This window comes from Streptomyces sp. NPDC060000 (assembly GCF_042737375.1).
GTDB lineage: Bacteria > Actinomycetota > Actinomycetes > Streptomycetales > Streptomycetaceae > Streptomyces.
The window spans coordinates 1-25745 of record NZ_JBHWUU010000111.1 but is presented as its reverse complement, the minus strand read 5'-3'; the positions used below and the strand labels follow the sequence as shown (position 1 = coordinate 25745).

At 71.2% G+C, this 25745-nt stretch carries 22 protein-coding genes and 1 rRNA gene; 12 read left to right on the top strand and 11 right to left on the bottom strand.

Translation table 11 applies throughout. The features are described from left to right. Positions 1-80 precede the first annotated feature (80 nt). Positions 81-596: a DUF6912 family protein gene (locus tag ACFWBB_RS38685; protein WP_385282737.1), complete on the bottom strand. Its 516-nt coding sequence runs from the start codon at positions 594-596 to the stop codon at positions 81-83. A gap of 367 nt (positions 597-963) precedes the next feature. Between ACFWBB_RS38685 and ACFWBB_RS38680 the strand changes: the two genes are divergently transcribed. Further along, complete coding sequence (locus tag ACFWBB_RS38680) at positions 964-1638, top strand: Rv3235 family protein (protein WP_385282735.1); 675 nt, start codon at positions 964-966, stop codon at positions 1636-1638. 238 nt (positions 1639-1876) lie between these two features. Here ACFWBB_RS38680 and secA read toward each other — a convergent pair whose 3' ends face one another. Next, positions 1877-4723, bottom strand: coding sequence for a preprotein translocase subunit SecA (gene secA / locus ACFWBB_RS38675; protein ID WP_385282732.1), 2847 nt, complete (start codon positions 4721-4723; stop codon positions 1877-1879). Positions 4724-5004: 281 nt separating this feature from the next. Between secA and ACFWBB_RS38670 the strand changes: the two genes are divergently transcribed. Both ACFWBB_RS38670 and ACFWBB_RS38665 read left to right on the top strand, forming a co-directional pair. After that, complete coding sequence (locus ACFWBB_RS38670) at positions 5005-5655, top strand: GNAT family N-acetyltransferase (RefSeq protein WP_385282730.1); 651 nt, start codon at positions 5005-5007, stop codon at positions 5653-5655. Between the two features lie 88 nt (positions 5656-5743). Continuing rightward, positions 5744-6943 carry a winged helix-turn-helix domain-containing protein gene (locus tag ACFWBB_RS38665; RefSeq protein ID WP_385282727.1) on the top strand — a complete coding sequence of 400 codons (1200 nt, stop codon included), beginning with the start codon at positions 5744-5746 and terminating at the stop codon, positions 6941-6943. Between the two features lie 159 nt (positions 6944-7102). Here the strand turns inward: ACFWBB_RS38665 and ACFWBB_RS38660 are convergent, their stop codons facing one another. The 6 genes from ACFWBB_RS38660 to mtrA form a co-directional block, all read right to left on the bottom strand. Then, entirely contained in the window at positions 7103-7849 is a 747-nt protein-coding gene (locus ACFWBB_RS38660) for a response regulator transcription factor (RefSeq protein ID WP_020133042.1), read from the bottom strand. A 205-nt stretch (positions 7850-8054) separates the two neighbouring features. Then, positions 8055-8747, bottom strand: a complete 693-nt coding sequence (gene hpf, locus ACFWBB_RS38655) for a ribosome hibernation-promoting factor, HPF/YfiA family (RefSeq protein ID WP_385282723.1) — start codon at positions 8745-8747, stop codon at positions 8055-8057. A gap of 315 nt (positions 8748-9062) precedes the next feature. Next, positions 9063-9980, bottom strand: a complete 918-nt coding sequence (locus ACFWBB_RS38650) for a ComF family protein (protein ID WP_385282720.1) — start codon at positions 9978-9980, stop codon at positions 9063-9065. 220 nt (positions 9981-10200) lie between these two features. Then, positions 10201-12051: an LpqB family beta-propeller domain-containing protein gene (locus tag ACFWBB_RS38645; protein ID WP_385282717.1), complete on the bottom strand. Its 1851-nt coding sequence runs from the start codon at positions 12049-12051 to the stop codon at positions 10201-10203. Beyond that, on the bottom strand, positions 12026-14218 hold the full coding sequence (gene mtrB, locus ACFWBB_RS38640) for an MtrAB system histidine kinase MtrB (protein ID WP_385282714.1): 2193 nt from the start codon (positions 14216-14218) through the stop codon (positions 12026-12028). Before mtrB ends, ACFWBB_RS38645 begins: the two co-directional genes overlap by 26 nt. Position 14219: 1 nt before the next feature. Then, entirely contained in the window at positions 14220-14909 is a 690-nt protein-coding gene (mtrA, locus tag ACFWBB_RS38635; RefSeq protein ID WP_187281934.1) for a two-component system response regulator MtrA, read from the bottom strand. Positions 14910-15338: 429 nt separating this feature from the next. On the opposite strand from mtrA, the gene ACFWBB_RS38630 reads away from it, so the two are divergent. Continuing rightward, positions 15339-15677 carry a carboxymuconolactone decarboxylase family protein gene (locus ACFWBB_RS38630; protein WP_385282710.1) on the top strand — a complete coding sequence of 113 codons (339 nt, stop codon included), beginning with the start codon at positions 15339-15341 and terminating at the stop codon, positions 15675-15677. Positions 15678-15697: 20 nt separating this feature from the next. Here ACFWBB_RS38630 and ACFWBB_RS38625 read toward each other — a convergent pair whose 3' ends face one another. Further along, positions 15698-16210 carry a potassium channel family protein gene (locus ACFWBB_RS38625; protein WP_385282707.1) on the bottom strand — a complete coding sequence of 171 codons (513 nt, stop codon included), beginning with the start codon at positions 16208-16210 and terminating at the stop codon, positions 15698-15700. A 215-nt stretch (positions 16211-16425) separates the two neighbouring features. Here ACFWBB_RS38625 and ACFWBB_RS38620 point away from each other — a divergent pair, with 215 nt between their 5' ends. From ACFWBB_RS38620 to ACFWBB_RS38610, 3 genes are all read left to right on the top strand, one after another. Then, positions 16426-17139, top strand: coding sequence for a hypothetical protein (locus tag ACFWBB_RS38620; RefSeq protein ID WP_385282704.1), 714 nt, complete (start codon positions 16426-16428; stop codon positions 17137-17139). A 165-nt stretch (positions 17140-17304) separates the two neighbouring features. Further along, positions 17305-17448, top strand: a complete 144-nt coding sequence (locus tag ACFWBB_RS38615; RefSeq protein ID WP_385282701.1) for a hypothetical protein — start codon at positions 17305-17307, stop codon at positions 17446-17448. A gap of 107 nt (positions 17449-17555) precedes the next feature. Further along, positions 17556-18494: a GNAT family N-acetyltransferase gene (locus tag ACFWBB_RS38610; protein WP_385282698.1), complete on the top strand. Its 939-nt coding sequence runs from the start codon at positions 17556-17558 to the stop codon at positions 18492-18494. A gap of 39 nt (positions 18495-18533) precedes the next feature. Here the strand turns inward: ACFWBB_RS38610 and mtnA are convergent, their stop codons facing one another. Further along, a complete protein-coding gene (gene mtnA / locus ACFWBB_RS38605; RefSeq protein ID WP_385282695.1) occupies positions 18534-19679 on the bottom strand; it encodes an S-methyl-5-thioribose-1-phosphate isomerase in 1146 nt (381 codons plus the stop codon). A gap of 140 nt (positions 19680-19819) precedes the next feature. Here mtnA and ACFWBB_RS38600 point away from each other — a divergent pair, with 140 nt between their 5' ends. Genes ACFWBB_RS38600 through ACFWBB_RS38580 form a run of 5 tightly spaced genes read left to right on the top strand, consistent with a single transcriptional unit; the run spans position 19820 to position 25544 of the window. Beyond that, positions 19820-21202: a glycerophosphoryl diester phosphodiesterase membrane domain-containing protein gene (locus ACFWBB_RS38600; RefSeq protein ID WP_385282692.1), complete on the top strand. Its 1383-nt coding sequence runs from the start codon at positions 19820-19822 to the stop codon at positions 21200-21202. A 4-nt stretch (positions 21203-21206) separates the two neighbouring features. Then, positions 21207-22052, top strand: a complete 846-nt coding sequence (locus ACFWBB_RS38595) for a DUF4129 domain-containing protein (RefSeq protein WP_385282690.1) — start codon at positions 21207-21209, stop codon at positions 22050-22052. Further along, complete coding sequence (locus ACFWBB_RS38590; protein WP_385282687.1) at positions 22049-23245, top strand: DUF4350 domain-containing protein; 1197 nt, start codon at positions 22049-22051, stop codon at positions 23243-23245. The genes ACFWBB_RS38595 and ACFWBB_RS38590 overlap by 4 nt, the downstream gene beginning before the upstream one ends. Next, positions 23245-24234, top strand: a complete 990-nt coding sequence (locus ACFWBB_RS38585; RefSeq protein ID WP_385282740.1) for an AAA family ATPase — start codon at positions 23245-23247, stop codon at positions 24232-24234. Before ACFWBB_RS38590 ends, ACFWBB_RS38585 begins: the two co-directional genes overlap by 1 nt. Then, positions 24234-25544 (top strand): DUF58 domain-containing protein, encoded by a 1311-nt coding sequence (locus ACFWBB_RS38580; RefSeq protein ID WP_385282684.1) that lies wholly within the window; start codon positions 24234-24236, stop codon positions 25542-25544. The genes ACFWBB_RS38585 and ACFWBB_RS38580 overlap by 1 nt, the downstream gene beginning before the upstream one ends. 108 nt (positions 25545-25652) lie before the next feature. On the opposite strand, the gene rrf is transcribed toward ACFWBB_RS38580, so the two are convergent. Then, positions 25653-25745, bottom strand: a 5S ribosomal RNA gene (rrf, locus tag ACFWBB_RS38575); the annotation flags it as partial.

Genomic DNA, 25745 nt, shown 5'->3' with positions numbered 1-25745 from the left:
GGCGCACCCGCCCCTCTAACCCCCACAAATTAAAAAACCCCGCCGCCGGGGGGGGGGGGGGGGGCGGCCGGGCGGCGAGCTCAGTCGCCCGTACCCACCAGGCTCGCGATCTCCTGCCTCGCGAACCACAACAGCTCATGGTCCTCGGCCCCGTCCACGACGAACTGCGCGTCGTCGTCCCCGCCGTCCGCCGCCGCGAGCGCCTCCGCCGCGGCGGTGACGTCGGCCGCCGCCTCTCCGGCGTCTACGTGCACCGCGGCCGCCTTGGCCAGCGGCACGGCACCCGTCAGCCGCACCTCGCCCAGCGCCGCCGGGTCGAGCCCCCGGTCGGGATCCGCGTCGGCCGCGCGGTCGGGTACGTCGACGGCGACCACGACCCGGCGCCGCGGGGCACCCGGGTCCGCCGCGAGCAACCGCAGCGAGGCGAGCGCGGCCCGGCCGAGCGCCGCGTACTCCAGCTCCTCGATGTCGTCGGTGAGGTACCACTCGCGCAACGCGGGCGTGACGGCGTACGCGACGAGCGGCCCGGACCCCAGCTCACCCGTCTTGTGCGCCTCGGCGAGACCGGGGAGGGTCAGGGGGACGTAGACGCGCATGGCTGGCCGCTCTCTTCGTGGTCACAGGCTCGGACTCGGCTCGGACTCGATGCCTCGGGAACTATGCCTCAGGACGGGGTCCGCGCCTGCGGTCCGCGCCTCCCGAGGGCCTTCAGGATACGTGCGGCCGTCCCCTTTCGGGTCCCTGTCCACGGCCCCACGGACGTCAACCCGGGGCACGCGATTCACCCGGCCCATCCCTGCGGCAGCGGGCTTTTCCCGGCCCCCACCACCCCTGATAGGTGAACTCTCCCGGCCCCCGCCACGGGCGCCCAGCGTCCTTGCCCTCACGGACCGCGACCCCGTACAAGATCCGCAACGGCAAGTTACCGCCCGGTAGAGCCGAGCCCACCGAACGGGGACACCCATGAACAAGGTCATGACGAGGACGCAGCACCACCCCGGCACCCGCCCTCCCGGTCGTCGCGACACCCGCCGCCCCGCAGGCGCCCCGCCCCGCACCCCGAGCGGCAACGGCTCCCGTACGGCACCCGGCGGCGGCCGCCCACCAGGCTCCCCCGGCGCCGGCACGCCCACCGGCACCCGCCCCACCGACGGCCGCCCCGCATCCCCCCGGGCCCTCACCCGCCACCCGGCACCCCGACCCACCACCAACTCCCCCACCGCCCCCGGCCAGGTCCCCACCCAGGCCCCTGGCCAGGCCCCGTCGCAGACTCCCCGACGCCCTGTCTCCCAGCCGCGCCCCACGGACCTCTTCGCCGACCGCCTCCTCGCGGTCCTGACCGGCCAACGCCCCGTGCACTTCATGCTCCGGCACACCCTCGGCCACGCCTACGACGACCTGGCACACCTCGCCGAACGCGGCCCCCTGCGCGGCACCACCCACGGCGCCCGCCCCGTCGTCCGTGACATCGGCTACTACGTACCCCGCCCCGGCGCCATCGAGGCCTTCGCCCGCATCGGCGCCGGCGACCGTCTGCGGGCCATGGCCTTCCGCCTGGAGCTCGGCACGGACCACCGCTGGCGCTGCACCGCCGTGGAACTCGACGGCGCCCGCAGGCCCCGCCCGCAGGAGGACTGAGCAGCCCCCAGGGCCGCCGAACAGGCAGAGGGCCGGGCCCACCCGAAGGTGACCCGGCCCTCAAGCCGCTACGAACCCCACAACGCCGTCACGCCATACGCCACGTCGCACCGCACACGTCACGCCCGGCCACCGGCACCACAGACGCCCCGCACCGCAGACGACCGCCCCACGCGAGCGGACCACAGACGCCCACACCGCAGACGACCGCCCCACGCGAGCGCGCCGCGGACACGTCCTACTTCTTACGGCGACGCCCGGCCTTCGCCTGCTTGCGGCGCTCCGCGCGCGTGAGGCCGTCGGCCTCGGAGCGCACCGGCTCGTCGTCGTCACTGTCGAAGTCTCCCTCGATCGTGCCGCCCTCACCGTCCACCGTCGGAGCCGAGAAGTGCAGCTGGCGACGCTGCGGAGCGTCCAGCCCCTTCGCCCGGATCTCCGGACGCGAACCCGCCTGCGCCGGCACCACGTCCTGCTTCTCCATGTCGACCGGCTCGGCGTCCTCGACCGGGACCTCCTCGACCTGCTGCTCGACCTGGACCTCCAGGTTGAACAGGTAGCCGACGGACTCCTCCTTGATGCCGTCCATCATCGCGGAGAACATGTCGAAGCCCTCGCGCTGGTACTCGACCAGCGGGTCCTTCTGCGCCATCGCGCGCAGACCGATGCCCTCCTGGAGGTAGTCCATCTCGTAGAGGTGCTCGCGCCACTTGCGGTCCAGGACCGACAGCACGACCCGGCGCTCCAGCTCACGCATGATCTCGGAGCCGAGCTGCGACTCCCGCGACTCGTACTGCTCGCGGATGTCGTCCTTGATGGACTCGGAGATGAACTCGGCGGTCAGACCGGCCCGGTCACCGGCCGCCTCCTCCAGCTCCTCGACGGTGACCTTCACCGGGTAGAGCTGCTTGAAGGCGCCCCACAGCCGGTCCAGGTCCCAGTCCTCCGGGAAGCCCTCGGCGGTCTCCGCGCCGACATACGCGTCGATCGTGTCGTCCATGAAGTGGTGGATCTGCTCCTGGAGGTCCTCGCCCTCCAGGACGCGGCGCCGCTCACCGTAGATGACCTCACGCTGACGGTTGAGGACCTCGTCGTACTTCAGGACGTTCTTACGCGTCTCGAAGTTCTGCTGCTCCACCTGCGACTGCGCGGACGCGATCGCGCGCGTGACCATCTTGTTCTCGATCGGCACGTCGTCCGGCACGTTCGCCATCGACATCACGCGCTCGACCATCTGCGCCTTGAACAGCCGCATCAGGTCGTCACCCAGCGACAGGTAGAAACGGGACTCGCCCGGGTCACCCTGACGGCCGGAACGACCGCGCAGCTGGTTGTCGATACGACGCGACTCGTGCCGCTCGGTACCCAGCACGTAGAGGCCGCCCAGCTCCTTGACCTCTTCGAACTCGGCCTTGACCGCCTGCTCGGCCTTCACCAGGGCGGCGGGCAGCGCGGCGGCCCACTCCTCGATGTGCTCCTCGGGGTCGAGGCCGCGCTGACGCAGCTCCGCCTCGGCGAGGTCGTCGGGATTGCCGCCGAGCTTGATGTCGGTACCGCGGCCGGCCATGTTGGTGGCGACCGTGACGGCACCCTTGCGGCCGGCCTGGGCGACGATCGACGCCTCACGCTCGTGGTGCTTGGCGTTCAGCACCTCGTGCTGGACACCCCGCTTGGAGAGCTGCTGCGACAGGTACTCGGACTTCTCGACCGACGTCGTACCGACGAGGATCGGCTGGCCCTTCTCGTGCTTCTCGGCGATGTCGTCGACGACCGCCTCGAACTTCGCGACCTCGGTGCGGTAGATCAGGTCGGACTGGTCCTTGCGGACCATCGGCCTGTTCGTCGGGATCGGGACCACGCCGAGCTTGTAGATCTGGTGGAACTCGGCGGCCTCGGTCATCGCCGTACCGGTCATGCCGCAGAGGCCGGGCTGTTCCTTCTCGTCGTGGTCGTGACGCTTGTACAGGCGGAAGAAGTTCTGCAGGGTGATCGTGGCGAGCGTCTGGTTCTCGTCCTTGATGTCCACCCCTTCCTTCGCCTCGATCGCCTGGTGCATGCCCTCGTTGTAGCGGCGGCCGGCGAGGATACGGCCCGTGTGCTCGTCGACGATCATGACTTCGCCGTCCATGACGACGTAGTCCTTGTCCTTCTTGAAGAGCTCCTTCGCCTTGATGGCGTTGTTCAGGTAGCCCACCAGAGGGGTGTTGACCGACTCGTAGAGGTTGTCGATGCCCAGCCAGTCCTCGACCTTGCTCACACCGGTCTCGTGGATGGCGACCGTGCGCTTCTTCTCGTCGACCTCGTAGTCGCCGGTCTCCTCGAGGCCCTTGAGCGGGTTGCCCGCCTCGCCCTTCTTCAGGCGCGTCACCAGCTTGGCGAAGTCGCCGTACCACTTGGTGGCCTGGTCGGCCGGACCCGAGATGATCAGCGGCGTACGCGCCTCGTCGACCAGAATCGAGTCGACCTCGTCGACGATGGCGAAGTTGTGGCCGCGCTGGACCAGCTCGTCCTGTGCCCACGCCATGTTGTCGCGCAGGTAGTCGAACCCGAACTCGTTGTTCGTGCCGTAGGTGATGTCGCACGCGTACATCTCGCGGCGCTGCGCCGGCGTCATGTTCGCGAGGATGCAGCCGACTTCCAGACCCAGGAACTTGTGGACGCGGCCCATCATTTCGGAGTCGCGCTCGGCCAGGTAGTCGTTGACCGTGATCAGGTGGACGCCCTTGCCGGACAGCGCGTTCAGATACGCGGGCAGCGTGCCGACGAGCGTCTTGCCCTCACCGGTCTTCATCTCCGCCACGTAGCCGAGGTGCAGCGCGGCACCACCCATGATCTGCACGTCGTAATGACGCTGACCGAGGACACGCTTGGCGGCCTCGCGCACGGTGGCGAACGCCTCCGGCAGCAGGTCGTCCAAGCTCTCGCCGTCGGCATACCGCTGCTTGTACTCATCGGTGAGGGCCCGCAGCTCGGCGTCGGAGAGGTCGACGAAGTCCTCTTCGATGGACTTGACCTGGTCCGCGATGCGGTGCAGCTTGCGCAGGATCTTGCCTTCGCCTGCACGCATGATCTTCGAGAGGACGGACACGGGGGTTGGTCTCCTTGCCGGTCGGGCCTGGGACTGTCGGTTGCCATTGGACTTGACTGAGCAACGGCCATCGTATGCGAGGACCCCGCCACCCCGGGAGGCCTGCCGCGACGAGGACCGCACACTGCTGCACACCCGTCCAAAATCTTCTTCACAGTGGACAACGGCCGGGCCCCGACGATGGTGCCGCGTCCGGCAGACGAATTGCGCGAATTGTGATCACCCGCTCACGCAGCGCAAAAGGATGGCGCCCTCCCCGGCGCCCCGAGCAGAATCGGCCGATGGAGCTCGAGCCCGTCACCCTCACCACCCCCCGCCTCGTTCTGCGCCCCCTCGATCCGCGGGACACCGACGCCGTGTACGCCGCCGTCCAGGACCCCGACATCCAGCGCTGGACCACGATCCCCTCCCCCTACCTTCCCGAGCACGCCCGAAGCTTCACCGAGCGGCTCGCCCCGGAAGGCTGGGCGACCGGCTCCATGTTCACCTTCGGCGTCTGCCTCCCCGACCGGTCCCTCACCGGCGCCCTCAGCCTCACCATGCGCTCCCCGGGCACGGCCGAGGTCGGCTTCTGGTCCGCCAGGGAACACCGGGGCCACGGCTACACCACCGAGGCCGTCCTCACCGCCGCCCGCTGGGCCTTCACCACCCTCGCCGTCGACCGCGTCGAATGGCGGGCGGAAATCGGCAACACCGCCTCCCGCGCGGTCGCCGAGAAAGCCGGCTTCACCCTGGAGGGCACCCTGCGCTCGGCCATCGACAACAAGGGGGTACGACGGGACTGCTGGCTGGCCTCCCTGCTCCCGTCGGACCTGGGCCTGCCGTCGACGGCGCCGTACGTCCCGACGCCCTCCAGACCCGCCGGGGCCACAGCCGGCCCCTCCGGAGGTACAGCCGGACCGTCCGGGGGTGCCCCCTCTACGCGAGTGTGAGGACGAGAAACGCCGGGCGCACCCACCCCCAACCCCCGAATCCGCAGCTCACCCCGCACTGTCAGCCCCACCCCCTATCGTGCGATCCATGACGACCCCGCGCCCCGCCACCACCCTCTCGGCAGACGAAGCCCGACGCATCGCCCTACGCGCGCAGGGCTTCCTCGGCACACCCGACCGCAGAGCCGGCGTCCGCGGGGTCCTCCGTCACCTCGGCGCGGTCCAGCTCGACACCATCTCGGTCCTGGCCCGCTCCCACGAGCTGATCCCCTATGCCCGGCTGGGAGCCGTGGGCCGCAAGACGGTCGAGGACGCGTACTGGAAGCCCGTGTCCACGGGCGCGCCCGCGGCACGGCCGCACGCCTTCGAGTACTGGTCCCACGCCGCCTGCATCCTCCCCATCGAGGAATGGCCCCACTTCGCCTTCCGCCGCCGTGCCTACCGGGCCCGCCCGCACTGGAACCACACCCTCCCGGACGGCACGTACGACCAGGTCATCAAGCAGCTCCGCACCGAAGGCCCGCTCACCGCGACCGAGTTGGGCGGAGCGAAGAAGACCAGCGAGTGGTGGGACTGGTCCGGCACCAAAGTCGCCGTGGAGCGCGCGCTGATGTACGGCGAGGTGGTCTGCGTCGAGCGCCGCGGCTGGAAGCGCGTGTACGACCTCGCCGAACGCGCCGTACCCGCCGACCTGCTGCACGACGAGCTGGACGACACCGAGTGCCTGCGCCGCCTCGTCCGCCTGGCCGGCCAGTCACTCGGCGTGGGCACGCGCGCGGACATCGCCGACTACCACCGTCTCAAGGGCGAACAGGTCGACGCGGTGATCGCCGACTCGGGTCTGGTCCCGGTCACGGTCGAAGGCTGGGGCAAGCCCGCCTGGGCCGACCCGGCAGCCCTGGAAACGCCCCCGCGCGGCCGCCACCGCACCACGCTCCTGTCCCCCTTCGACTCCCTGATCTGGGAACGGGCGCGCACCGAGCGGATCTTCGGCTTCACCCACCGCCTGGAGGCGTACGTCCCCAAGCCGAAGCGGATACACGGTTACTTCGCGATGCCGGTCCTGGCCGGCGGCCGGCTCGTGGGCCGGGTGGACCCGGCCCGTGAGGGCAGCACCCTGGTCGCCCGGCAGGTCACCCTGGACGGCCCGAAAGCGGTCCCGGCGGTGGCCCAGGCCCTGCTCGAGGCGGCGACCTGGGTGAACTGCACGGACGTACGCGTGGAGCGCGTGGACACCCCGGACCTGCGCGAGCCCCTCACCGCGGAACTCACCCGCGCACTGGCCTGACCGCACTGACCGGAACCGGGCAGCCATCCCGGGGCCGAGGCCCGGCCGGGGGCGGGGCCGAGACGGGCCCGAGCCCAGCCGGGCCAGGGCCGACCCAGCGGGGATCAGGCCCGGACCAGGCCCGGATCAGGTCGGGGTCAAGTCCGGGTCAAGCCCCGCTCACCGGATCTCGAGGATCTTCTCCCGCATCGCGTACACCACCGCCTCCATCCTGGAGTGCAGCTGAAGCTTCTCCAGGATGTTGCGCACATGGTTCTTCACGGTGTTCTCGGAGATGAACAACTCCTTGGCGATGTCACGGTTGTTCATCCCCGTGGCGACCAGCTTGAGCACCTCCAGCTCCCGGTCCGTCAGCCGGGGCGCGGGCACCAGCCGACGCTCGTCGGTCCGCTGGATCATCGACTTGAACTCGGTGAGCAGCTTCGACGCCATGGAGGGGCTGATCTGCGACTGCCCGTCGGCGACCGCGCGGATCGCGGTGGCGACCTCGTCCGTGGAGATCTCCTTGAGGAGATAGCCGGTCGCGCCCGCCTTGATCGCCTCGTAGAGGTCGGCTTCCTCGTCGCTGATCGTCAGCATGATGATCTTCGCGCTGGGGGCCACCTCCTTGATGGAGGTGCACGCCTCGATACCGCCGCGCTTGGGCATCCGTACGTCCATCAGCACGATGTCGGGCAGCAGGTCGGCCGCCTTGTCCACGGCCTCGGCGCCGTCCCCCGCCTCGCCGACGACCTGGATGTCCTCCTCGGCCGCGAGCACGATCTCCAGTCCGCGGCGGAACAGGGCGTGGTCGTCCACGACAAGGACTCTGATCGGCTCCTTGCGTGAGGTGCCGCCGTCCGGGCCCATGCCGACGACGCCGTCGTCGGCATCGTCGTCCCGCATCGGTCCGAAGCTGTCCGCCATCGTTCCTCCCCCTGAAGGCTGTGGCCGTCGTCCTGTGCCGTCGCCAACCCAAGGCAGCGGCCCACCGGTTGAGCCGCCCTGGCCATGATTCCATGCCCGGACGACAACGCGGTGACAGAGCACTGCCGAAGGGGTCGCACACGGGTGCCCCTGGGGGCGCACGCAGCGCTCCAGGGGCACACCGCTCAGCTGTCACCGAGCAGGGTCAGCCGCCCAGCACACCGCCCGCCTCGGGGGAGTGGGCCTGCGCCACCATCGGGTCGGTGTCGAGGTAGATCACGCCGTAGTCGTAGGCGTGGCGCCGGTAGACGACGCTGGGCTGCTTGGTCTCGGAGTCGACGAACAGGTAGAAGTCGTGTCCGACCAGTTCCATCTCGTAGAGGGCCTGGTCGAGGGTCATCGGAGCGGCGACGTGGGTCTTCTCGCGCACCACGAGGGGGCCGTCGCCCTGCACCTCGAGCGAGCCGATCCGCTTGGTCGGCACGCTGTCCGACTCGCCGCTGGGGACGGGACGGCCGTCACCGTTGAGCGTCGCCACACCAGGGACATGGTCGGGAACCTCTGCCGCGGAGAGCCTGCGGGCGCCGCGGCGTGTGTAACGCTTGTCGTGCTGCTTGCGCAGCTGGGCATCCAGCTTCTCCGCCGCCAGGTCGAGTGCCGCGTACGCGTCGCTGGCCGACGCCTCCGCCCGGATCACAGGGCCGCGGGAGTGAAGCGTGATCTCCACTCGGTCGCACCGGTCCGCCTGTCGGGGGTTGGGCTCCTTGGACACCTCCACGTCGAGGCTGATCACCTTGCCGTCGAGCTTCTGGATCTTCTCCAGATTCAGCTTCTCGGCCACGTGCTTGCGGAACCGCTCGGGCACCTCGGTCTTGCGTCCCTTGACGACGATGTCCACGCAGAACTCCGTTCCCGGATCACTCCGCTTCAGTGGCGGAGCTTCTCCCTTTTTCACCAGGCTCCGGTGAGCACCGGAACCTCCGACTTGGTGACTTCCACCTCCTCCTCCCCCATGGGCGAGATCTACACCCCAGGTGCCGCGGAAGATTACGAAAACCGGCAGCACGGCATTCGGATATGAGAGGTGTGGCCTGCGGCTTTCCCTCACAACCGAACATATCTCGCTCGGACGGATGTCGTCACCCTCTACTGCCGCGTACCTCCGTTCAGGGGAATTGGGTCTCTTATTACCTGCAACGACGCAAGTTCTCACTCAGTTCCGGTTTATTTCCAGAGAGTCCGGCGACGCGGCGACCACGGCCGCGCAGAGCACGTCACCGGCTACGCCCGCGCCGCCCATCGGCCTCACCGACTGCTCGCCCACGCCTTCCTCCTCCGCTCCGGACGACTTCTTTCTGCCTTCCCGGGAGACGCCCCTGTACACAACCGTCGGCCCTTCACCACACAACGCTCCCTTCGTCTCCTCCCCGCTCTCCCCACTCTCCCCCTGCGCCGACCGTTCCGCCGCCGTGGCCGCCCGTACCGCGCGCGCCGCCTCCGCCAGCGAGGCGCCCGTCGTGATCACGTCGTCGACGAGAACCACCGGACCACCGCAGAGCACCCGCGCGCCCCCGGGCACCACGGTCAGCGCGCCCACGAGGTTGTCCAGCCGCTGCCGGGAGCCGAGCCCCGACTGGTCGGCCACGGCCCGCCGCTGCCGAAGCACGGCGGCCACCCGCGCCGGCACCCCGGCCCGCCGCAACTCACCGGCCGCCGCGAGCGCGATCCGCCGCGCCGGATCATGACCCCGTGCCCGCACCGCGGCGCGGGCCGAGGGGACGGGGACGAGCAGTACGCCCCCGGGGGCCCGGGGGCCCTCCCCCACCCCCTCCCCCACCCCCGCCCGCACCGCCCCCGCCAACGCCGCGCCCAGTGGTCGCGCCAGCGCCAGCGCGCCGCGTTCCTTGTGGGCCAGCAGCACTGCCCGTACCTCGTCGGCGTACCGGGCCGCCGCGTGCACGGCGGGCAGCCCCGGCGGTTCCGGCACCGGTCGGACGCGGAACGGCTGGGCCCCGCCCAGCGTCGTACGGCACTGCGGGCAGAGCACCGTACGCGCGCTTCCGCAGCCACCGCACTCGGCGGGCAGCACCAGGCCGGCGAGCTCCTGCCACCATCTGCGAACGCCTTCCACGTCCACCACTCTGCCAACGGGGGAAGAGACCCGCCACCCCTGTGGAAAACCACCCGCAGGGGCCTGTGGAAAACTCCCGGCAAGTCAGTGGGAAGGGTGCCGGAAGACAGTCGGAAGGGCACCGGAAGGCGGCCGGACCCCGAACGAAAGGCGTGCGGGGCGCGATCTGACCAGCGAAAGAGACCGGACCGAAAGAAGTTGCCCGAGAACTCGGAAAAAGTCAGCCCGGGTAGAACGCGACCGAAGCGGTCTCCTTCAGCGTTCGCCATCCACTTCCGCCGGGCAGCCACAGCAGCCCGTCCTTGGAGGTCGCGAAGAGCGGGATGTCGCTGTCCTCGGAGGCGGCGATGCTCGTGACCTCCGTGAGGCCGGGGAGTGTTCCCGCCTCGGGGATCGAGCCGTCGCACTGCACGTACTGCACCTGCTGCACGCCCCCGGCTTCGCGCCCGACGACCACGAGCCGGCTGTCCCCGGCCCACGCCACGGCGGTGACCTGTTCCAACTCCGGTGTAGCGGAGCGCAGTTCCTGGAGCGACACGGACGGCTTGTCGCCGTTGCCGGGGCTTCGTTCGATGCGCCCGATGAGCAGGGACTGCTTGCCGCCCTTGTCCACGACGAGCGCGATCCGCACCCCGTCGGCGGCCACACGTACGGCGTTGATACGGCCGTCCAGCCCCGGAGTGAGCACCTCCAGCGGCTGGCCGCCGCCCTTCTGCAGCAGGAGCAGCCGGGGGGCGCCGGGGTCACGGTCGGCCACCCACAGGTCGCCCTGGGCGTCCCAGCTGGGTGTGGTGAGCCGGTCGGCCTCCGTCTTGCCCTTGCTCTGGAGTACGGGGTCGCCGATGGAGCTGCCGGAGACGGTGGAGGTGACGTAGAGCGTCCTGCCGTCGAGGGCGACTCCGGCGGCGCTGTGTTCGTCGCGGGCCACGGCCACCGAGCGCAGTGCCTTGGTGCCGTCACCGAGCGCTCCCGGCACGGGGTCGGCCTTGGTGTTGCCGCTGCCGCTCGTCATCCGTACGAGGCGGTGCTGGCCGTCGATGAAGTACAGGTAGTCGGGGGCGGTTTCGGAGCCGCGTGCGGCGACGACTGCGGCCCGTTCCTCGGTGAGGGAGCACAGCTGGGTGCCGCCCGCGCGCAGCGCGACCTCGTCGACGGCGGGGGTCAGGCTCTGCAGGGAGAACAGCAGTTGGGCCGCCATCTCGTCGCACTTGGCCTGTCCGATGTGGGCCGCCTTGCCGTTGAGCGGCACGGTGAGCTTGTTCTGGTCGTCGAGTGTCAGCGCGGTGACGCCCTTGGGCAGGGCCGTTCCGGTGGGGAAGCTGGATCTGACGACGGGGCGGAGCCAGCTGGTGGGTCCGGTGAGTACGGAGCGCACCATCTGCGTCATCGGGTCGACGCGTTCACGGACGTAGACGGGGTCGGCGACGGTCACGGGCTGCCGGGAGCCGTCGGCCGTGGTGTTGGACGCGAAGTAGTACTTGTTGACGGACACGTAGTTGCGCTGGAAGTCCGACTTGCCCATGACGACGCCCTGGGGGAGGGCGTCGATGCGCCACTGCCCGGTCTTCTTGTCGCGGCTGAGGTGGACGGGCTGGCCGTAGGTGCCCGAGGCGGGCGAGTACGACTGCTGGGCGTCGACGGTGGCGACCTTCGTGCCGGTCAGGACGTACGAGTAGTCGTCGTCGTCCTCTCTGCTCCCGGCGGGCCGGGATTCGGTCGCCGGCCCGTCCGCGAGGACCGTCGTGGACCGTTCGGGCTGCCACTTCTGGGCGGCTCTGTCGGTCAGGTACTGCCGTGCGGTGGAGTAACCCGGGTCGTCGCTGGTGAGCGCTTCGAGGAAGCCCTGGACGATCTCCGAGGGCTGCGCGTCGTCCTGGGGTGGCATCGCGAACACCCGTACCTGGGTGTCCTGGCGCGGTGTGGACTCGACGCCGCGCAGGTCCCCGCTGTCGGGCATCGAGGCGCACCCGGCCAGCAGGACGACCCCACACGCGGCGTACGCCACCGTGCGCCCCGGCGTGCGCCGGGCTCCCCCCTCGCGCCACTCAGCGCCCACGAAATGCCTCCCCATGCTGGTCCGAGCTCTCCGCCCCGGCTCTCGGCCGGTCCGGAGTCCCCCTCAGTGCCGTGTCACCCATGTCACTCGCGTCGCCCGTGTCACGCGCGTCGCCCACGTCCCCGGTGTTGCCCGTGCCGGCGCCTTTCGTCCGCTCCGGGTTCTCGCCGCGTGCTGCCCCCGAAGTCCGCGACTCGTCCTGTCCGCGCCCGCCGCCGCCCGTGCCCGGGGCCGGCCGGGACACCACGCGCGCGCCGTTGCCGGGCAGCGCCGTCGGGTCGGCGGTGGGAGCCGCGCCGGCCATGCGGGGCGTGAGCGAGCTCCGTGCGGCCGCCGTCTCCTCACCGACGGGCTGGACCGGCACCGTCGCGCTCTTCTGGCCTCCGCCGCGCGGCTGACCCGCGTCGTCCAGGTCTCCCCGGTTGCGACGGGAGTCCCTGGGCTCGAGCGGTATCGGCGAGCCCCGCAGCGGCTCGTCGGCGGTCCTGGGCAGCGTCAGCCGGAACTGCGAGCCGCCGCCGGGCTCTCCCCAGGCCTGCAGCCAGCCGCCGTGCAGTCGTGCGTCCTCCAGGGCGATGGAGAGGCCCAGACCGGTGCCGCCGGTGGTACGCGCGCGTGCCGGGTCGGCCCGCCAGAACCGGCTGAACACGCGCGTGGCCTCGCCGGGCTTCAGCCCGACGCCGTAGTCGCGCACGGCGATCGCGACGGCCCCGCCCGCGGCGGCCAGCTTGACGACGACGTCCTTGCCCTCGCCGTGTTCCACGGCGTTGACCACCAGGTTCCGCAGTACCCGCTCCACGCGCCGGGCGTCGGCCTCGGCGACTACGGGCTGCTGGTCGCCGATGACGCGTACGGTCGTCGCCTTGCGTTCGGCGAGCGGCGCGGCCCCGCTGACGACCCGCCGTACGACCTCCCTGAGGTCGATCGGCTCGGCCTCCAGGGCGGCGGCGCCGGCGTCGAAGCGGCTGATCTCCAGCAGGTCCGCGAGCAGCGTCTCGAACCGGTCGAGCTGGTCGGCGAGCAGTTCCGCGGACCGCGCGGTGACGGGGTCGAAGTCGACCCGGGCGTCGTGGATGACGTCGGCGGCCATGCGTACGGTCGTCAGCGGCGTCCGCAGTTCGTGCGAGACGTCGGACACGAACCGTCGCTGCATCCGTGACAGGTCCTCCAGCTGCTGGATCTTCAGCTGGAGGTTCTGGGCCATCTTGTTGAACGCCTCGCCGAGGCGGGCGATGTCGTCCTCGCCGGTGACCTTCATCCGCTCCTGGAGCCGCCCTGCGGACAGCCGCTCGGCGATCCCTGCGGCCATCCGCACGGGCGTGACGACCTGCCGCACCACGAGCCAGGCGATGGCGCCGAGGAGCACGACGACGAACAGTCCGGCGGTCGCCAGCGTGCCCTTGACCAGGCTCAGCGACTTCTCCTCCTGCGTGAGCGGGAAGAGGTAGTACAGCTCGTACGGATCGCCGTTGGGGTCGTTGACCTGCTTGCCGATGACCAGGGCCGGCTGGGATTCCTTGTCGCTGAGGTAGATGATGCGGGAGTAGCTCTGCGCCGCGCCGTTGCCGTTGTTGACCTGCTCGCGCAGGTTCTCCGGGACGCTCTTGTCGGGGTCGACGAAGCCGGAGGCACGCGGCCCGCGGGCGACGCCGCTGACGTCGCCGGGGGGCAGGGTGACCACGTCGAAGGCGCCTTGGCCGCCGCTGGAGAGCGACAGCACGAGTTCGCTCATCCATTCGATGACGTTCTGGGAGGCGCCGCCGTTCGCCGGGGTGCCGTCGTCGGCGGCCGCGCTGGCGGCCTCGTCGGCCTTCTGCTTGGCCACGGCGAATCCGCCGGTGGCCTGGCTCTGGGACGCCTTCACCTTGGCGTCCAGCAGGCCGTTGCGCACCTGCCCGATGACGACGAAGCCCAGCAGCAGGACGACGCCCAGCGACATCAGCAGCGTCGTGGCGACGACCTTGAGCTGGATGTTGCGCCGCCACAGCCGCATGACGGGCAGCAGCGGCCGGCGCACCCAGCGCAGCAGCAGCCTCAGGACGGGGCTGCCCTGCACCCCGCCCTGGAGCAGACCGCCCTCGAGGAGGCGTGCGAAGCGTGAACCCGGCGTCCCACGGCCGACAGGCCGCTGTGGACGGGCCCCGGACCGACCGGGGGCCGAAGCGGCGCTGTCACCGGACATGTCAGCTGGGTCCTGCCTTGTATCCGACGCCACGGACGGTCACGACGATCTCCGGCCGCTCGGGGTCCTTCTCGACCTTGGAGCGCAGCCGCTGTACGTGCACGTTCACCAGGCGGGTGTCCGCGGCGTGCCGGTAGCCCCACACCTGTTCGAGGAGCACCTCGCGGGTGAAGACCTGCCAGGGCTTGCGCGCCAGCGCGACCAGCAGGTCGAACTCCAGCGGCGTCAGCGCGATCGACTGGCCTTCCCGCTTCACGGAGTGACCGGCCACGTCGATGACGAGGTCGCCTATGGCGAGCTGTTCCGGCGCCGGCTCCTCGGACCTCCGCAGCCGCGCCCGGATCCGGGCGACCAGCTCCTTCGGCTTGAACGGCTTCACGATGTAGTCGTCGGCGCCGGACTCCAGCCCGACGACGACGTCGACGGTGTCGCTCTTCGCCGTGAGCATCACGATCGGCACCCCGGACTCCGCCCGGATCAGGCGGCACACCTCGATGCCGTCCCGGCCGGGCAGCATCAGATCCAGCAGCACCAGGTCGGGTTTGGCCTCACGGAAAGCGGCCAGCGCCTTGTCACCGTCGGCCACGAAAGACGGCTCAAAACCTTCACCACGCAGCACAATGCCGAGCATCTCGGCCAGTGCGGTGTCGTCGTCGACGACAAGGACTCGTCCCTTCATAAACGACATCATCCCATTCTCATAACGGTGAAGGCGGTGCAGGTGAGAAGGCTCACCGGCCAGTGACGATAGTCGTACGGGGCGGTCACTGTCTGCCCGGGTCCGCCGACGTTGATGTCAGCACCGATGTCAGGCGGTCCGGCAGACGACTCGGCGCACAGGCGTCGTGACTCAGCGGAACCTCACCCAGCCGTTCGCGTGACGACGCGGGCCCTGAAGGGCCGGGGTGAGCCGGGGTGAGCGGGGTGAGCCGGGTGCGGGGTCGCCCCAGGCTCCCGAGAGGGCTGGTGGCACCGGCCCGGCAGGGAGCTCCCACGCGCGCGCCGCCCGGAACGCTCCTACGGTTGAACGAGGACGTGGCGCCCGCGGATGTCCGTTTCCGTCCGCCTGCGCCGCGCACACCATCTCGGCGTCGTCGGCGCCTTAAGGAGGCCATTCGGCATGTCCACAGCATCCGACACCCCGGTCCTGGACACCCTCGCCGCCATGACCATCGACTCTCTCGAGCGATGCGGTCTGCCGCCGGACACGCTCATCCTGACCCGCATCGCCGCGCTCGCGGCCTCGGACGCGCCCCCCGTCTCCTACCTCGCCCATGTCGACCCCGCGCTCAGGGCCGATCTGACCGCCGCTCAGGTACAGGACGTCCTGGTCGCCATCGCCCCCATCGTGGGCACGGCCCGCGTGATGACGGCAGCGGGCAACCTCGCCGCAGCGCTCGGCATCGCCATCGCGGTGGCCGACGCCGAGACAGAGGCAGAGATCGAGGCCGGGAGCTGAAGGGAACAGCCCTCAAACCGTCACTGTGCGCCCGGCGTTCCGCCGCTCCGGCCCTCGGCTTCCGGGGCGTGCTGGTGACTTCTGCCCTGCTCGACAGCCGACACCAGGAGTCGGGCCGCGAGACCGACCAGCAGCAGATTCATCGTCATCTGTCCGGTGGCCAGCAGTCGGGCCGGTTCGCTGCGCGGGCTGATGTCGCCGAAACCGACAGTGCTGAACACGGTCACGGTGAAGTACAGCGCGTCGGATCTCGACAGCGGCTCGCTGAAGCTGTCCGACGCGCTGTGATCCATCAGGAAGTACGTCGTCGCGAACAGGAGCAGATAGAGCGGAAGCGTCGTCCCCAGGGCTTCCACGGCCCGCAGTTCGGGCCGCTGGGACAGCGAGATCTTCCGGATCTGCCGGGACAGGAGCAGTGCCACGGCGACGATGCCGCCGACAAGCCCGAGGACCGTGCTGGTGGTGAAGGCCGAATCGAGCGGCAACAGGTAGTAGACAGCGACGAGGAAGGCAGCGCTGAGCAGCGAACGCACGACGGCGCGCCTCGACTCCCGGCGGCTCCTAAGCGGTGTTCCGTCCACGCTTTCCCCGATGCACCCGATCCCGTCGCCACGCTGCCGCGCCGGCTCCTGGTCCAACTTCCCCGCCGCCCCGGGCACCGGACGGCAGGCGCACCCTGACGCACCGTGTGGTCACCGGGATGGCGGGCCATCACACCGGAGAGCCGCCGAAACCGGAGGAGTACGCGATGGCTGCTTCTGGCGCCCGCCGTGAGACGACGTCACCGAGTGGCTGGGACTCCCGCCTGTACAGGCAGTGGATCGCGTACAACACGATCGCCTTCGTCATCGTCCTGTCCGCTGGTTTCCTGCTGGCACTGCTGGGTGACGACGCCCTCCACCTGGAAGTCTCCAGCCACCACGTGGTGATAGCACTCTTGATCGCCACCGTGGGGGCCGCGCTGTTCGGAGGTGTCCTGGGAGCTCTGCAGTGGCTGGTCGTCCGACAGCGGGTGCCCATCCCCCGCAAGGCGTGGATCACCGCCAACATCGGCCCGGCACTGCTGGCCTGGCTCCTGGTCATCATGCCTGCGGTGATCAGCGTCCAGGACACCGACAACGACATGTCGACGTCGACGGCCTATCTCCTGGCCGCCAGCCAGAGCCTGGCCCTCGGCCCCCTCCTCGGCCTGTCCCAGTCACTCGTCCTGCGCAAGGTGACCAGCCGCTGGAGCTGGTGGATCGGCGCGAACCTGGCCTCGTGGCTCATCGTGGACGCCGTCATCTACCTGCTGTCACGGCTGACCGACGACCTCAACGTCCTCACCGGTGACGGATCGCTCGCCGAGATCTACCTGACCCTGATCGCCACAACACCACTGACCGGCCGAGCCCTGCTCTGGGTCCTCGCCCCCTCCGCACTCACCGCTCCGCAACGTTCCCGGGGCGGGCCGGTCGCCTGAACCTCAGCCGCCGAAAGTGGGCAACGACAGCAGCCGTGCCACGCACAGGCTTTGAGGTCCGGCCTCATCCTTATCAGGTCGATCATGGGGCGTCGGTGACGGTGGTGCTGGGCGTCAAGGAACTCGGGGCGGCCCTGGTTCGAGGACCCCGACGGCCACGTCTTCGTGACCGGCACCGGCCGGCCGCTCACACCGGATCAGCTCTACCTGGTGCTCCAGCGGATGGTCCGGGTGGAGGGGCTCAGCTGGGAGCATCCCATTCTCATTACGGTGAAGGACACGCAGGTGAGCAGGCTCACCGGCCAGTGACCATAGACGTACCGGGCCGTCACTGCCTGCCCCCGTCCGCCGCCACCCGCGCCGACGGCGCTCGCGGCCGGAAATCCCGGTGCGGTGCGGCACCGTCCGGTGGTGGGATGCGCCGCATGAGCGACCCGCTGCGCGACCGCATCGAGCGGTACTACGCCACCGTGCCCCTCCTCTTCGCCGACGCCGAGGACTTCGGCCCGCTGCGCCTGTTCGTACGGAAGGAACCCGGCGCCCCGTACTACGGCGGCCCCGGACACGCCCGGCCCACCGCGGAGGGCGCAGCCGTCGGCGCCGCCGACATCGCCCGGGTGCGTGCCCGGCAACGTGAGCTCGGTGTACCCCAAGCGTTCGAGTGGCTGGCCGAGTCGGCACCCGCGCTGCGTGCCCGTATCGAGGCCGCAGGTCTCCCGGTACTGCGACGCCCGCTGATGGCGCTGCCTTCCCACCACCCGCTCCCTTCGCAGCCCCTGCCGCACGGCGTGACACTGCGGGCCCTGGACGCTGACGACCCCGCCCTGCCCGCGGCCCTGGCCCTCCCGCACCTGGCCTTCGCGAACGACCACTCGCAGGAACGCTTGGAGGACCCCGCGAAGGCGCCCACGAAGGCGCCCACGAACAACCCGGCCGCCGGGGCATCCGCCCCCGCGGCAGAGCCCTCACGACGTGCGGAGCCGACGAGGCTGGCGAGCCTGGCCGAGGAGCTGACCCAGGACGGCACGGTGGCCGCTGTCCGTGCCACGATCCGCGCAGGACACAAGACCATCGTCGCCGCCCTCGCACCCGACGGCACCCCCCTGGCCACCGGCCACTACCACCCGGCGAACGCGACCACGGAGATCGGCGGCGTCGGCACCCTTCCCTCCGCCCGCCGCCGAGGACTCGCCGCGGCCGTGACGGCCGCCCTGGTCACCCACGCCCGTGCGCACGGCGTCGAGACGGTCTTCCTCGCCTACGCGCAGGAGACCGTCGCCCGCCTCTACGCCCGTCTCGGCTTCCGCGCCGCCGGCACCACCCTCCTGATCGCCGGCCAACCCGCCCGCTCGTAGGTCCGCGCCCGGGTCACGCGGGCGACTGCCGACGGGCGGTCACAGGGGCTCCACTCCCTGGCGCGCCCTGCCGCACAGCCCGGCAAGCGCGTCGGCCGTCACCGGTGACACCACGCCCTCCTCCGTGACGATCGCCGTCACCAGCTCGGGCGGCGTCACGTCGAACGCGGGGTTGTACGCCTGGGTCCCCAGGGGCGCCACCGGAGTCCCCGTCCCCGCTCCGGTCACCGGCGCCTGAGGCGCCATGGCCTCCGTCACCTCGAACCCGGGGCGCTGCTCCACCTCGATGGACGCACCGTCCGGCGTCTCCAGATCGATCGTCGTCACCGGCGCCACCACGATGAACGGCACATGGTGGTACCGCGCCAGCACCGCGAGCGGATAGCTCCCCACCTTGTTCGCCACCGACCCGTCGGCCGCGATGCGATCCGCCCCGATCAGCACCGCGTCCACCTCCCCCGCCGCGAAGAGCGAACCCGCCGCGTTGTCCGTCAGCAAGGTGTACGCCATGCCGTTGCGCGCCGCTTCGTACGTCGTGAGGCGGGCGCCCTGCAACAGCGGTCGCGTCTCGTCCACCCACAGCCGCCGGAGCCGCCCCGCCCGGTGCCCCGCGAGCGCCACCGCGAACGCCGTTCCCTCCCCGCCCGACACCAGCGAACCGGTGTTGCAGTGCGTGAGAACCCGGTGCCCGCCGCCGGGCAGCAGCTCGTCGAGGAGCGCCAGCCCGTGCGCGGCCATCCGGGCGCTGGCCTCGGCGTCCTCCCGGTGGAGCTGCCGCGCCGCCGCCAGCGCGGCCCGCGCGCCCTGCGCCGGGTCGCCGCCCTTGGCGAGCTCGCCCAGGTAGGCGGCCTTAGCCCGGCGCACGCCGACGGACAGGTTCACCGCGGTGGGCCGGGCGCCCGACAGGGAGTTCGCGGCGTCCTCCACGTCGAAGCCCCGCGCGGCGGCGAGCGCGACGCCGTACGCCCCCGCGATCCCGAGCAGGGGTGCCCCGCGCACGGCCAGCGAACTGATCGCCTCCACCAGCACGGACGCGTCCGTACACACCAGTTCGACTTCCTCGGCCGGCAGTCTCGTCTGGTCGAGAAGAACCAGTACCGGACCTTCGGGTAGCTCCTCCCAACGGATAGCAGGTGTCTCGGTCGGCCGCTTGTCCTCGCCGGATTGCGCGTGCTGATCAGCCATACGATCAGTCTGCCCCCGATCCGGCGGACAATTGAAGGTGTGCAGCCCCTACCGCGGCCGGTCACCCGGTGAGCACCCCATGGCACGATGGCCCCCAACCTGCCGCCGCGACCGCGAACGCGCACCGTGAAGGAGCGACGATGAAAGACACTCCGGGCTGGGCCTCGCCCGGATCCGCCCCGTCCGACGGACAGGAGCCCGGCGCGTCCCACCCCGCCGAGCCCGCCGACCGCCCCGTCGGCACCCAGCCCGCGGACCAGCCGGGCGCGGACGCGCAGAGCCCCGGCGCGAAGTGGTCCAAGGAACAACCGCCGGCCGGCCCCGGCCAGTGGTCCGCGCCCGCAGGCTCCCAGAGCCCGGACCGCAACGCGGGCCCGACCCCGCCACCTCCGCGACCCGGCCCCGGCTGGGGCGGCCCCCCGCCCGCCGGACCGGGTCGCGGATACCCCGGCGGTGCCGCGGGCCCCGGGCCCGCGGGGTACGGCGGTTACGGGGCTCAGGGCGGCTGGGGTGCCGGCTGGGGCGGCCCACCGCCCGCGGCGAAGCCCGGCGTGATCCCGCTGCGCCCGCTCGCCGTGGGCGAGATCCTCGACGGCGCCGTCACCACGATGCGCACCTACTGGCGCACGGTCCTGGGTATCTCGCTGACCGTCGCCGTCATCACCCAGATCTTCGTCGTCCTGCTGCAGGGTCTCATCCTGAACGGCACGGACACGACCGCTCTCGGTGACCCGAGCGCCACCCCCGACGAGCAGTTCAACGCCATGGGCGACGCCATGCGCGCCTCCGGCCCCGTCCTCCTCATCACCCTCGTCGGCACCATCACGGCGACGGCCCTGCTCACGACCGTCACCAGCCGGGCGGTCCTCGGCAAACCGGTCACCCTCGGCGAGGCCTGGCGCGACGCCCGCCCCCAGGTGCCCAGGCTGTTCGGCCTGATCTTCCTGCTGATACTGGGCGCCGCCGCGACCGTCCTCGTGTGCCTGCTGCCGGGCATCCTCGTGAGCGCCGCAGGGAGCTCCGACGCGGGGGCCGCACTGATGGCCTTCGGCGTCCTCGGCTCGGTCGTCCTGGTGCTGTGGCTGCTGGTCCGCTTCTCCCTCGCCTCGCCCGCCCTGATGCTGGAGAAGCAGGGCATCAAAAAGGCACTCGGCCGCTCCGCGAAGCTCACCCGCGGCTCCTGGTGGCGCGTCTTCGGCATCCAGTTGCTCGCCATGATCATCGCGAACATCGTCTCGATGATCGCCGTGGTCCCCTTCGCCCTCCTCGGTGCCGCCCTCAGCGACGGGGGTATCGGCGGCATGGTCGACGCGAGCAGCGACCTGGGCTGGACCTACCTGATCGTCAGCGGCATCGGATCGGTCATCGGCTCCATGATCACCTTCCCGATCTCGGCGGGAGTCATCGTGCTCCTCTACGTGGACCAGCGCATCCGCCGCGAGGCCCTCGACCTCGTCCTGGGCCGCGCCGCGGGCCTCCAGGGCTACGGCCCCTCCGCCAACGGCACGACCCCGGGGAGCTGATGCGGTGAACCTGGCGGGGGGAGTTCTCACCGCGGTGCCGTTCCCGGGCGGCCTGCCCGTACGGGCACTGCTGCCCGGCGGCGCCGAAGCGGCCCCGGCCATCCTGCCCCGCCTCGCCGGCAGCGCCGCGGCAGCCCTGCTCCGGGCGGGCGACCTGGCCGTGCCGGCCCTGACCCGATCGGGCGACGAACCCCCGGTCACCGTCCCGCGCGACCCCGCGCGGGAAGCGGCCCACCGCGAGCTGTCCAAGGGCCTGTACCACCAGAACGACCCCAGCCTGTTGCAGCGCGCCCTCGACACCCTCTGGGACTGGATCGGCGACCCGCTCGACACCGCTTCGACCGCCACCCCCGGCGGCACGCTCGGCCTGCTGGTAGTGATGCTGGCCGTGGCTGCCGTCGTGGCAGCCCTGTGGTGGCGCCTGGGCTCCCCGCGCCGCACACCCACGTCCACCGCCGCCCTCTTCGACGACCGCCCCCGCAGCGCCGCAGAACACCGCGCGGCCGCCGAGGCACACGCCGCCGAGGGCCACTGGAACCAGGCCGTCCAGGAACGCACCCGCGCCATCGTCCGCTCCCTGGAGGAACGCGCCCTTCTCGACGTCCGTCCCGGCCGCACGGCCGACGAGGCCGCCGCCGACGCCGGCCGCACGCTGCCCGCCCACACCGACCGGCTCCGCGCCGCCGCCCGCGACTTCGACGACGTGACATACGGCGGCCGCCGGGCCACCCAGCAGTCGTACAGCCGCATGGCCGACCTGGACCTCGACCTGGAACGCACCCGGCCCCGACTGACAGCGAGCAGCAGCCCCACCGCGGCCCACCACACCCGCCAGGGAGCCGCTGAATGACGACCGAGGCCACCCTCCCGTCCACCTCGGCCTCGCCCACCGCACTGGGATTGTGGACCCGCGCGCGAGGCGTCACTCTCGCCCTCGTGCTGCTCCTCGCGGGCGCCGTCACGCTCGCCGCGCTCCAGTCCGACGCCCGCCACGGCGCCCTCGACCCGCGTTCCGCCGCCCCCTACGGCAGCCGCGCTCTCGCCGAACTCCTCGCCGACCACGGTGTGTCCACCCGTGTGGTCACCACCGTGGACGGAGCCCGCACCGCGGCGGCCCCCGACACCACTCTCGTGGTCGCCGCCCCCGACCTCCTGACCGAGCGTCAACAACGGGACCTGCACGGGGCGATCGCCGGCTCCGGCAGCCGCACCGTCCTCGTCGCCCCCACCGGCTGGTCCGTGGAAACCCTCGCACCGGGCGTGACCGCGGACCCGGCCAACAGCCGCAGCTCGGCGCTCTCCCCCGGCTGCGCACTGCCCGCCGCCCGCCGCGCCGGCACCGCGGAAACCGGCGGAATCCGCTACACCACCCGCCACCTCGGCGCCGACAAGTGCTACCCCAGCGCCCGCCTGGCCACCCTGCTGCGCGTCCCGGACACCACCGGCGACGGCGATACCGTGGTCCTCGGCGCGCCCGACATCCTCTACAACAAACGCCTCGACGAACAGGGCAACGCCTCGCTCGCCCTCCAACTCCTCGGCTCCCGCGGCCATCTGGTCTGGTACCTCCCCTCGCTCTCCGACACCGCCGCCACCGACCCGGACGACGAAAAGGGCTTCCTCGACCTGCTCCCCTCCGGCTGGCTCTGGGGCACCCTTCAGCTCTTCGTCGCGGCAGCCCTCGCCGCCCTCTGGCGGGCGCGCCGACTCGGCCCCCTCGTGCCCGAAAAACTCCCCGTGGCGATCCGAGCCTCCGAAACAGTCGAAGGCCTCGCCCGGCTCTACCGCAAAGCCGACGCCCGCGACCGCGCGGCCGCCGCTCTTCGCTCCACCACCCGCACCCGCCTCGCTCCTCTCCTGGGCGTCCCCGTCACCCGGGCACACACACCCGAGGCACTCGTCCCCGCCCTGTCCGCCCACCTCCACGGCGACGGACAATCCCTTCACTCCCTCCTCTTCGGCCCACCACCCGGCGACGACACGGCCCTGATCGCGCTCGCCGACCAACTAGACGCCCTCGAAAGAGAGGTACGCCGTCCATGATGGACCCGACCACTGACAATGCCGGGTACACCGGGGATCCGGGCCGCGCCCGCGCCTCCCTGGAGGCCCTGCGCGCCGAGATCTCCAAGGCCGTGGTCGGCCAGGACCCCGCCGTGACCGGCCTCGTCGTAGCCCTCCTCTGCCGCGGACACGTGCTCCTGGAAGGAGTCCCCGGAGTGGCCAAGACGTTGCTCGTCCGCGCCCTCGCCTCCGCACTCGAACTCGACACCAAGCGCGTCCAGTTCACCCCCGACCTCATGCCCAGCGACATCACCGGTTCCCTCGTCTACGACGCCCGCACCGCCGAGTTCTCCTTCCAGCCCGGCCCGGTCTTCACCAATCTCCTCCTCGCCGACGAGATCAACCGCACCCCGCCGAAAACCCAGTCGGCCCTACTCGAAGCCATGGAGGAGCGCCAGGTCACCGTCGACGGCACCCCGCGCCCGCTCCCCGACCCGTTCCTGGTCGCGGCCACCCAGAACCCCGTCGAGTACGAGGGCACCTACCCCCTCCCCGAAGCCCAGCTGGACCGCTTCCTCCTCAAACTGACGATCCCGCTCCCCTCCCGCCAGGAGGAGATCGACGTCCTCACCCGCCACGCCGAGGGCTTCAACCCACGCGACCTGCACGCCGCCGGCATACGCCCCGTCGCGGGACCGGCCGACCTCGAAGCGGCCCGTGCAGCAGTCGCCAAAACAACGATCTCCCCCGAGATCACGGCCTACGTCGTCGACATCTGCCGCGCCACCCGCGAATCCCCGTCCCTCACCCTGGGCGTCTCCCCCCGCGGCGCGACCGCCCTCCTGGCCACCGCCCGCGCCTGGGCATGGCTCACCGGCCGCGACTACGTCATCCCCGACGACGTCAAAGCCCTCGCGCTCCCCACCCTCCGCCACCGCGTGCAGCTCCGCCCGGAAGCCGAGATGGAAGGCGTGACGGCCGACTCCGTCATCAACGCGCTCCTCACCCACGTCCCCGTACCCCGCTGATGGCACTCACCGGACGCACGGCACTCCTCGCGGCCCTCGGCTCCCTCCCCATCGGCATCTGGGACCCCAGCTGGACGGGCATCCTCGCAGTCAACGCCCCCCTGGCCGTCGCCTGCGCCTGCGACTTCGCCCTGGCCGCCCCGGTACGCCGGCTGAACCTGACCCGCTCCGGCGACACCTCCGCCCGCCTCGGCGACCCGGCGGACATCACCCTCACCCTCACCAACCCCTCCCGCCGCCCCCTGCGCGCACACCTCCGGGACGCCTGGCCCCCCAGCAGCTGGCAATCAGGAACGGAGGCGGAAGCCTCCCGCCACCGCCTGACGGTCCCGCCCGGCGAACGCCGCCGTATCACCACCCGGCTACGCCCCACCCGCCGCGGCGACCACCAGAGCGACCGCGTCACGATCCGCTCCTACGGCCCCCTCGGTCTCTTCTCCCGACAGGGCACCCACAAGGTCCCCTGGACCGTACGCGTCCTCCCCCCGTTCACCAGCCGCAAGCACCTCCCGTCGAAACTGGCCCGCCTACGCGAACTGGACGGCCGCACCAGCGTCCTCACCCGCGGCCAGGGCACAGAGTTCGACAGCTTGCGCGAGTACGTTCCCGGCGACGACACCCGCTCCATCGACTGGCGCGCCACGGCCCGCCACTCAACGGTCGCGGTACGCACCTGGCGCCCCGAACGCGACCGCCACATCCTCCTGGTACTCGACACCGGCCGCACCTCCGCAGGACGGGTGGACGACGCCCCCCGCCTCGACGCCTCCCTGGACGCGGCACTCCTCCTCGCCGCACTGGCATCCCGCGCCGGCGACCGAATCGACCTCCTCGCCTACGACCGTCGCGTACGCGCCCTCGTCCAGGGCCGAACAGCGCGCGACGTTCTCCCGTCGCTGGTCAACGCCATGGCCACCCTCGAACCCGAACTGGTCGAAACGGACGCCCGTGGCCTGACCGCCGCAGCCCTCCGCACTGCGCCCCGCCGTTCCCTCCTCGTCCTCATGACCACGCTGGACGCCGCCCCGGTCGAGGAAGGCCTCCTCCCCGTCCTCCCCCAGCTCACCCAACGCCATACGGTCCTGGTGGCATCCGTCGCCGACCCACACATCGCCCGTATGGCCACTTCCCGCGGCAATGCAGAGGCGGTGTACGAGGCCGCAGCCGCCGCCCAGGCCCAGACCGAACGTCATCGCACAGCCGACCAACTCCGCCGACACGGCGTCACCGTCGTCGACGCGACACCGGACCAGCTGGCCCCGGCCCTGGCGGACGCCTATCTGGCACTAAAGGCAGCGGGACGCCTGTAAAGCAACCGGGCCCTCTTCCTGGATGAGGGCCCAACATTCAAGATAAACGTCGCCCCTGAACGCAGAAAACCCCCGCACCATAAGGTGCGGGGGTCTCCCGTAATATTTGTTCGGCGGTGTCCTACTCTCCCACAGGGTCCCCCCTGCAGTACCATCGGCGCTGTAAGGCTTAGCTTCCGGGTTCGGAATGTAACCGGGCGT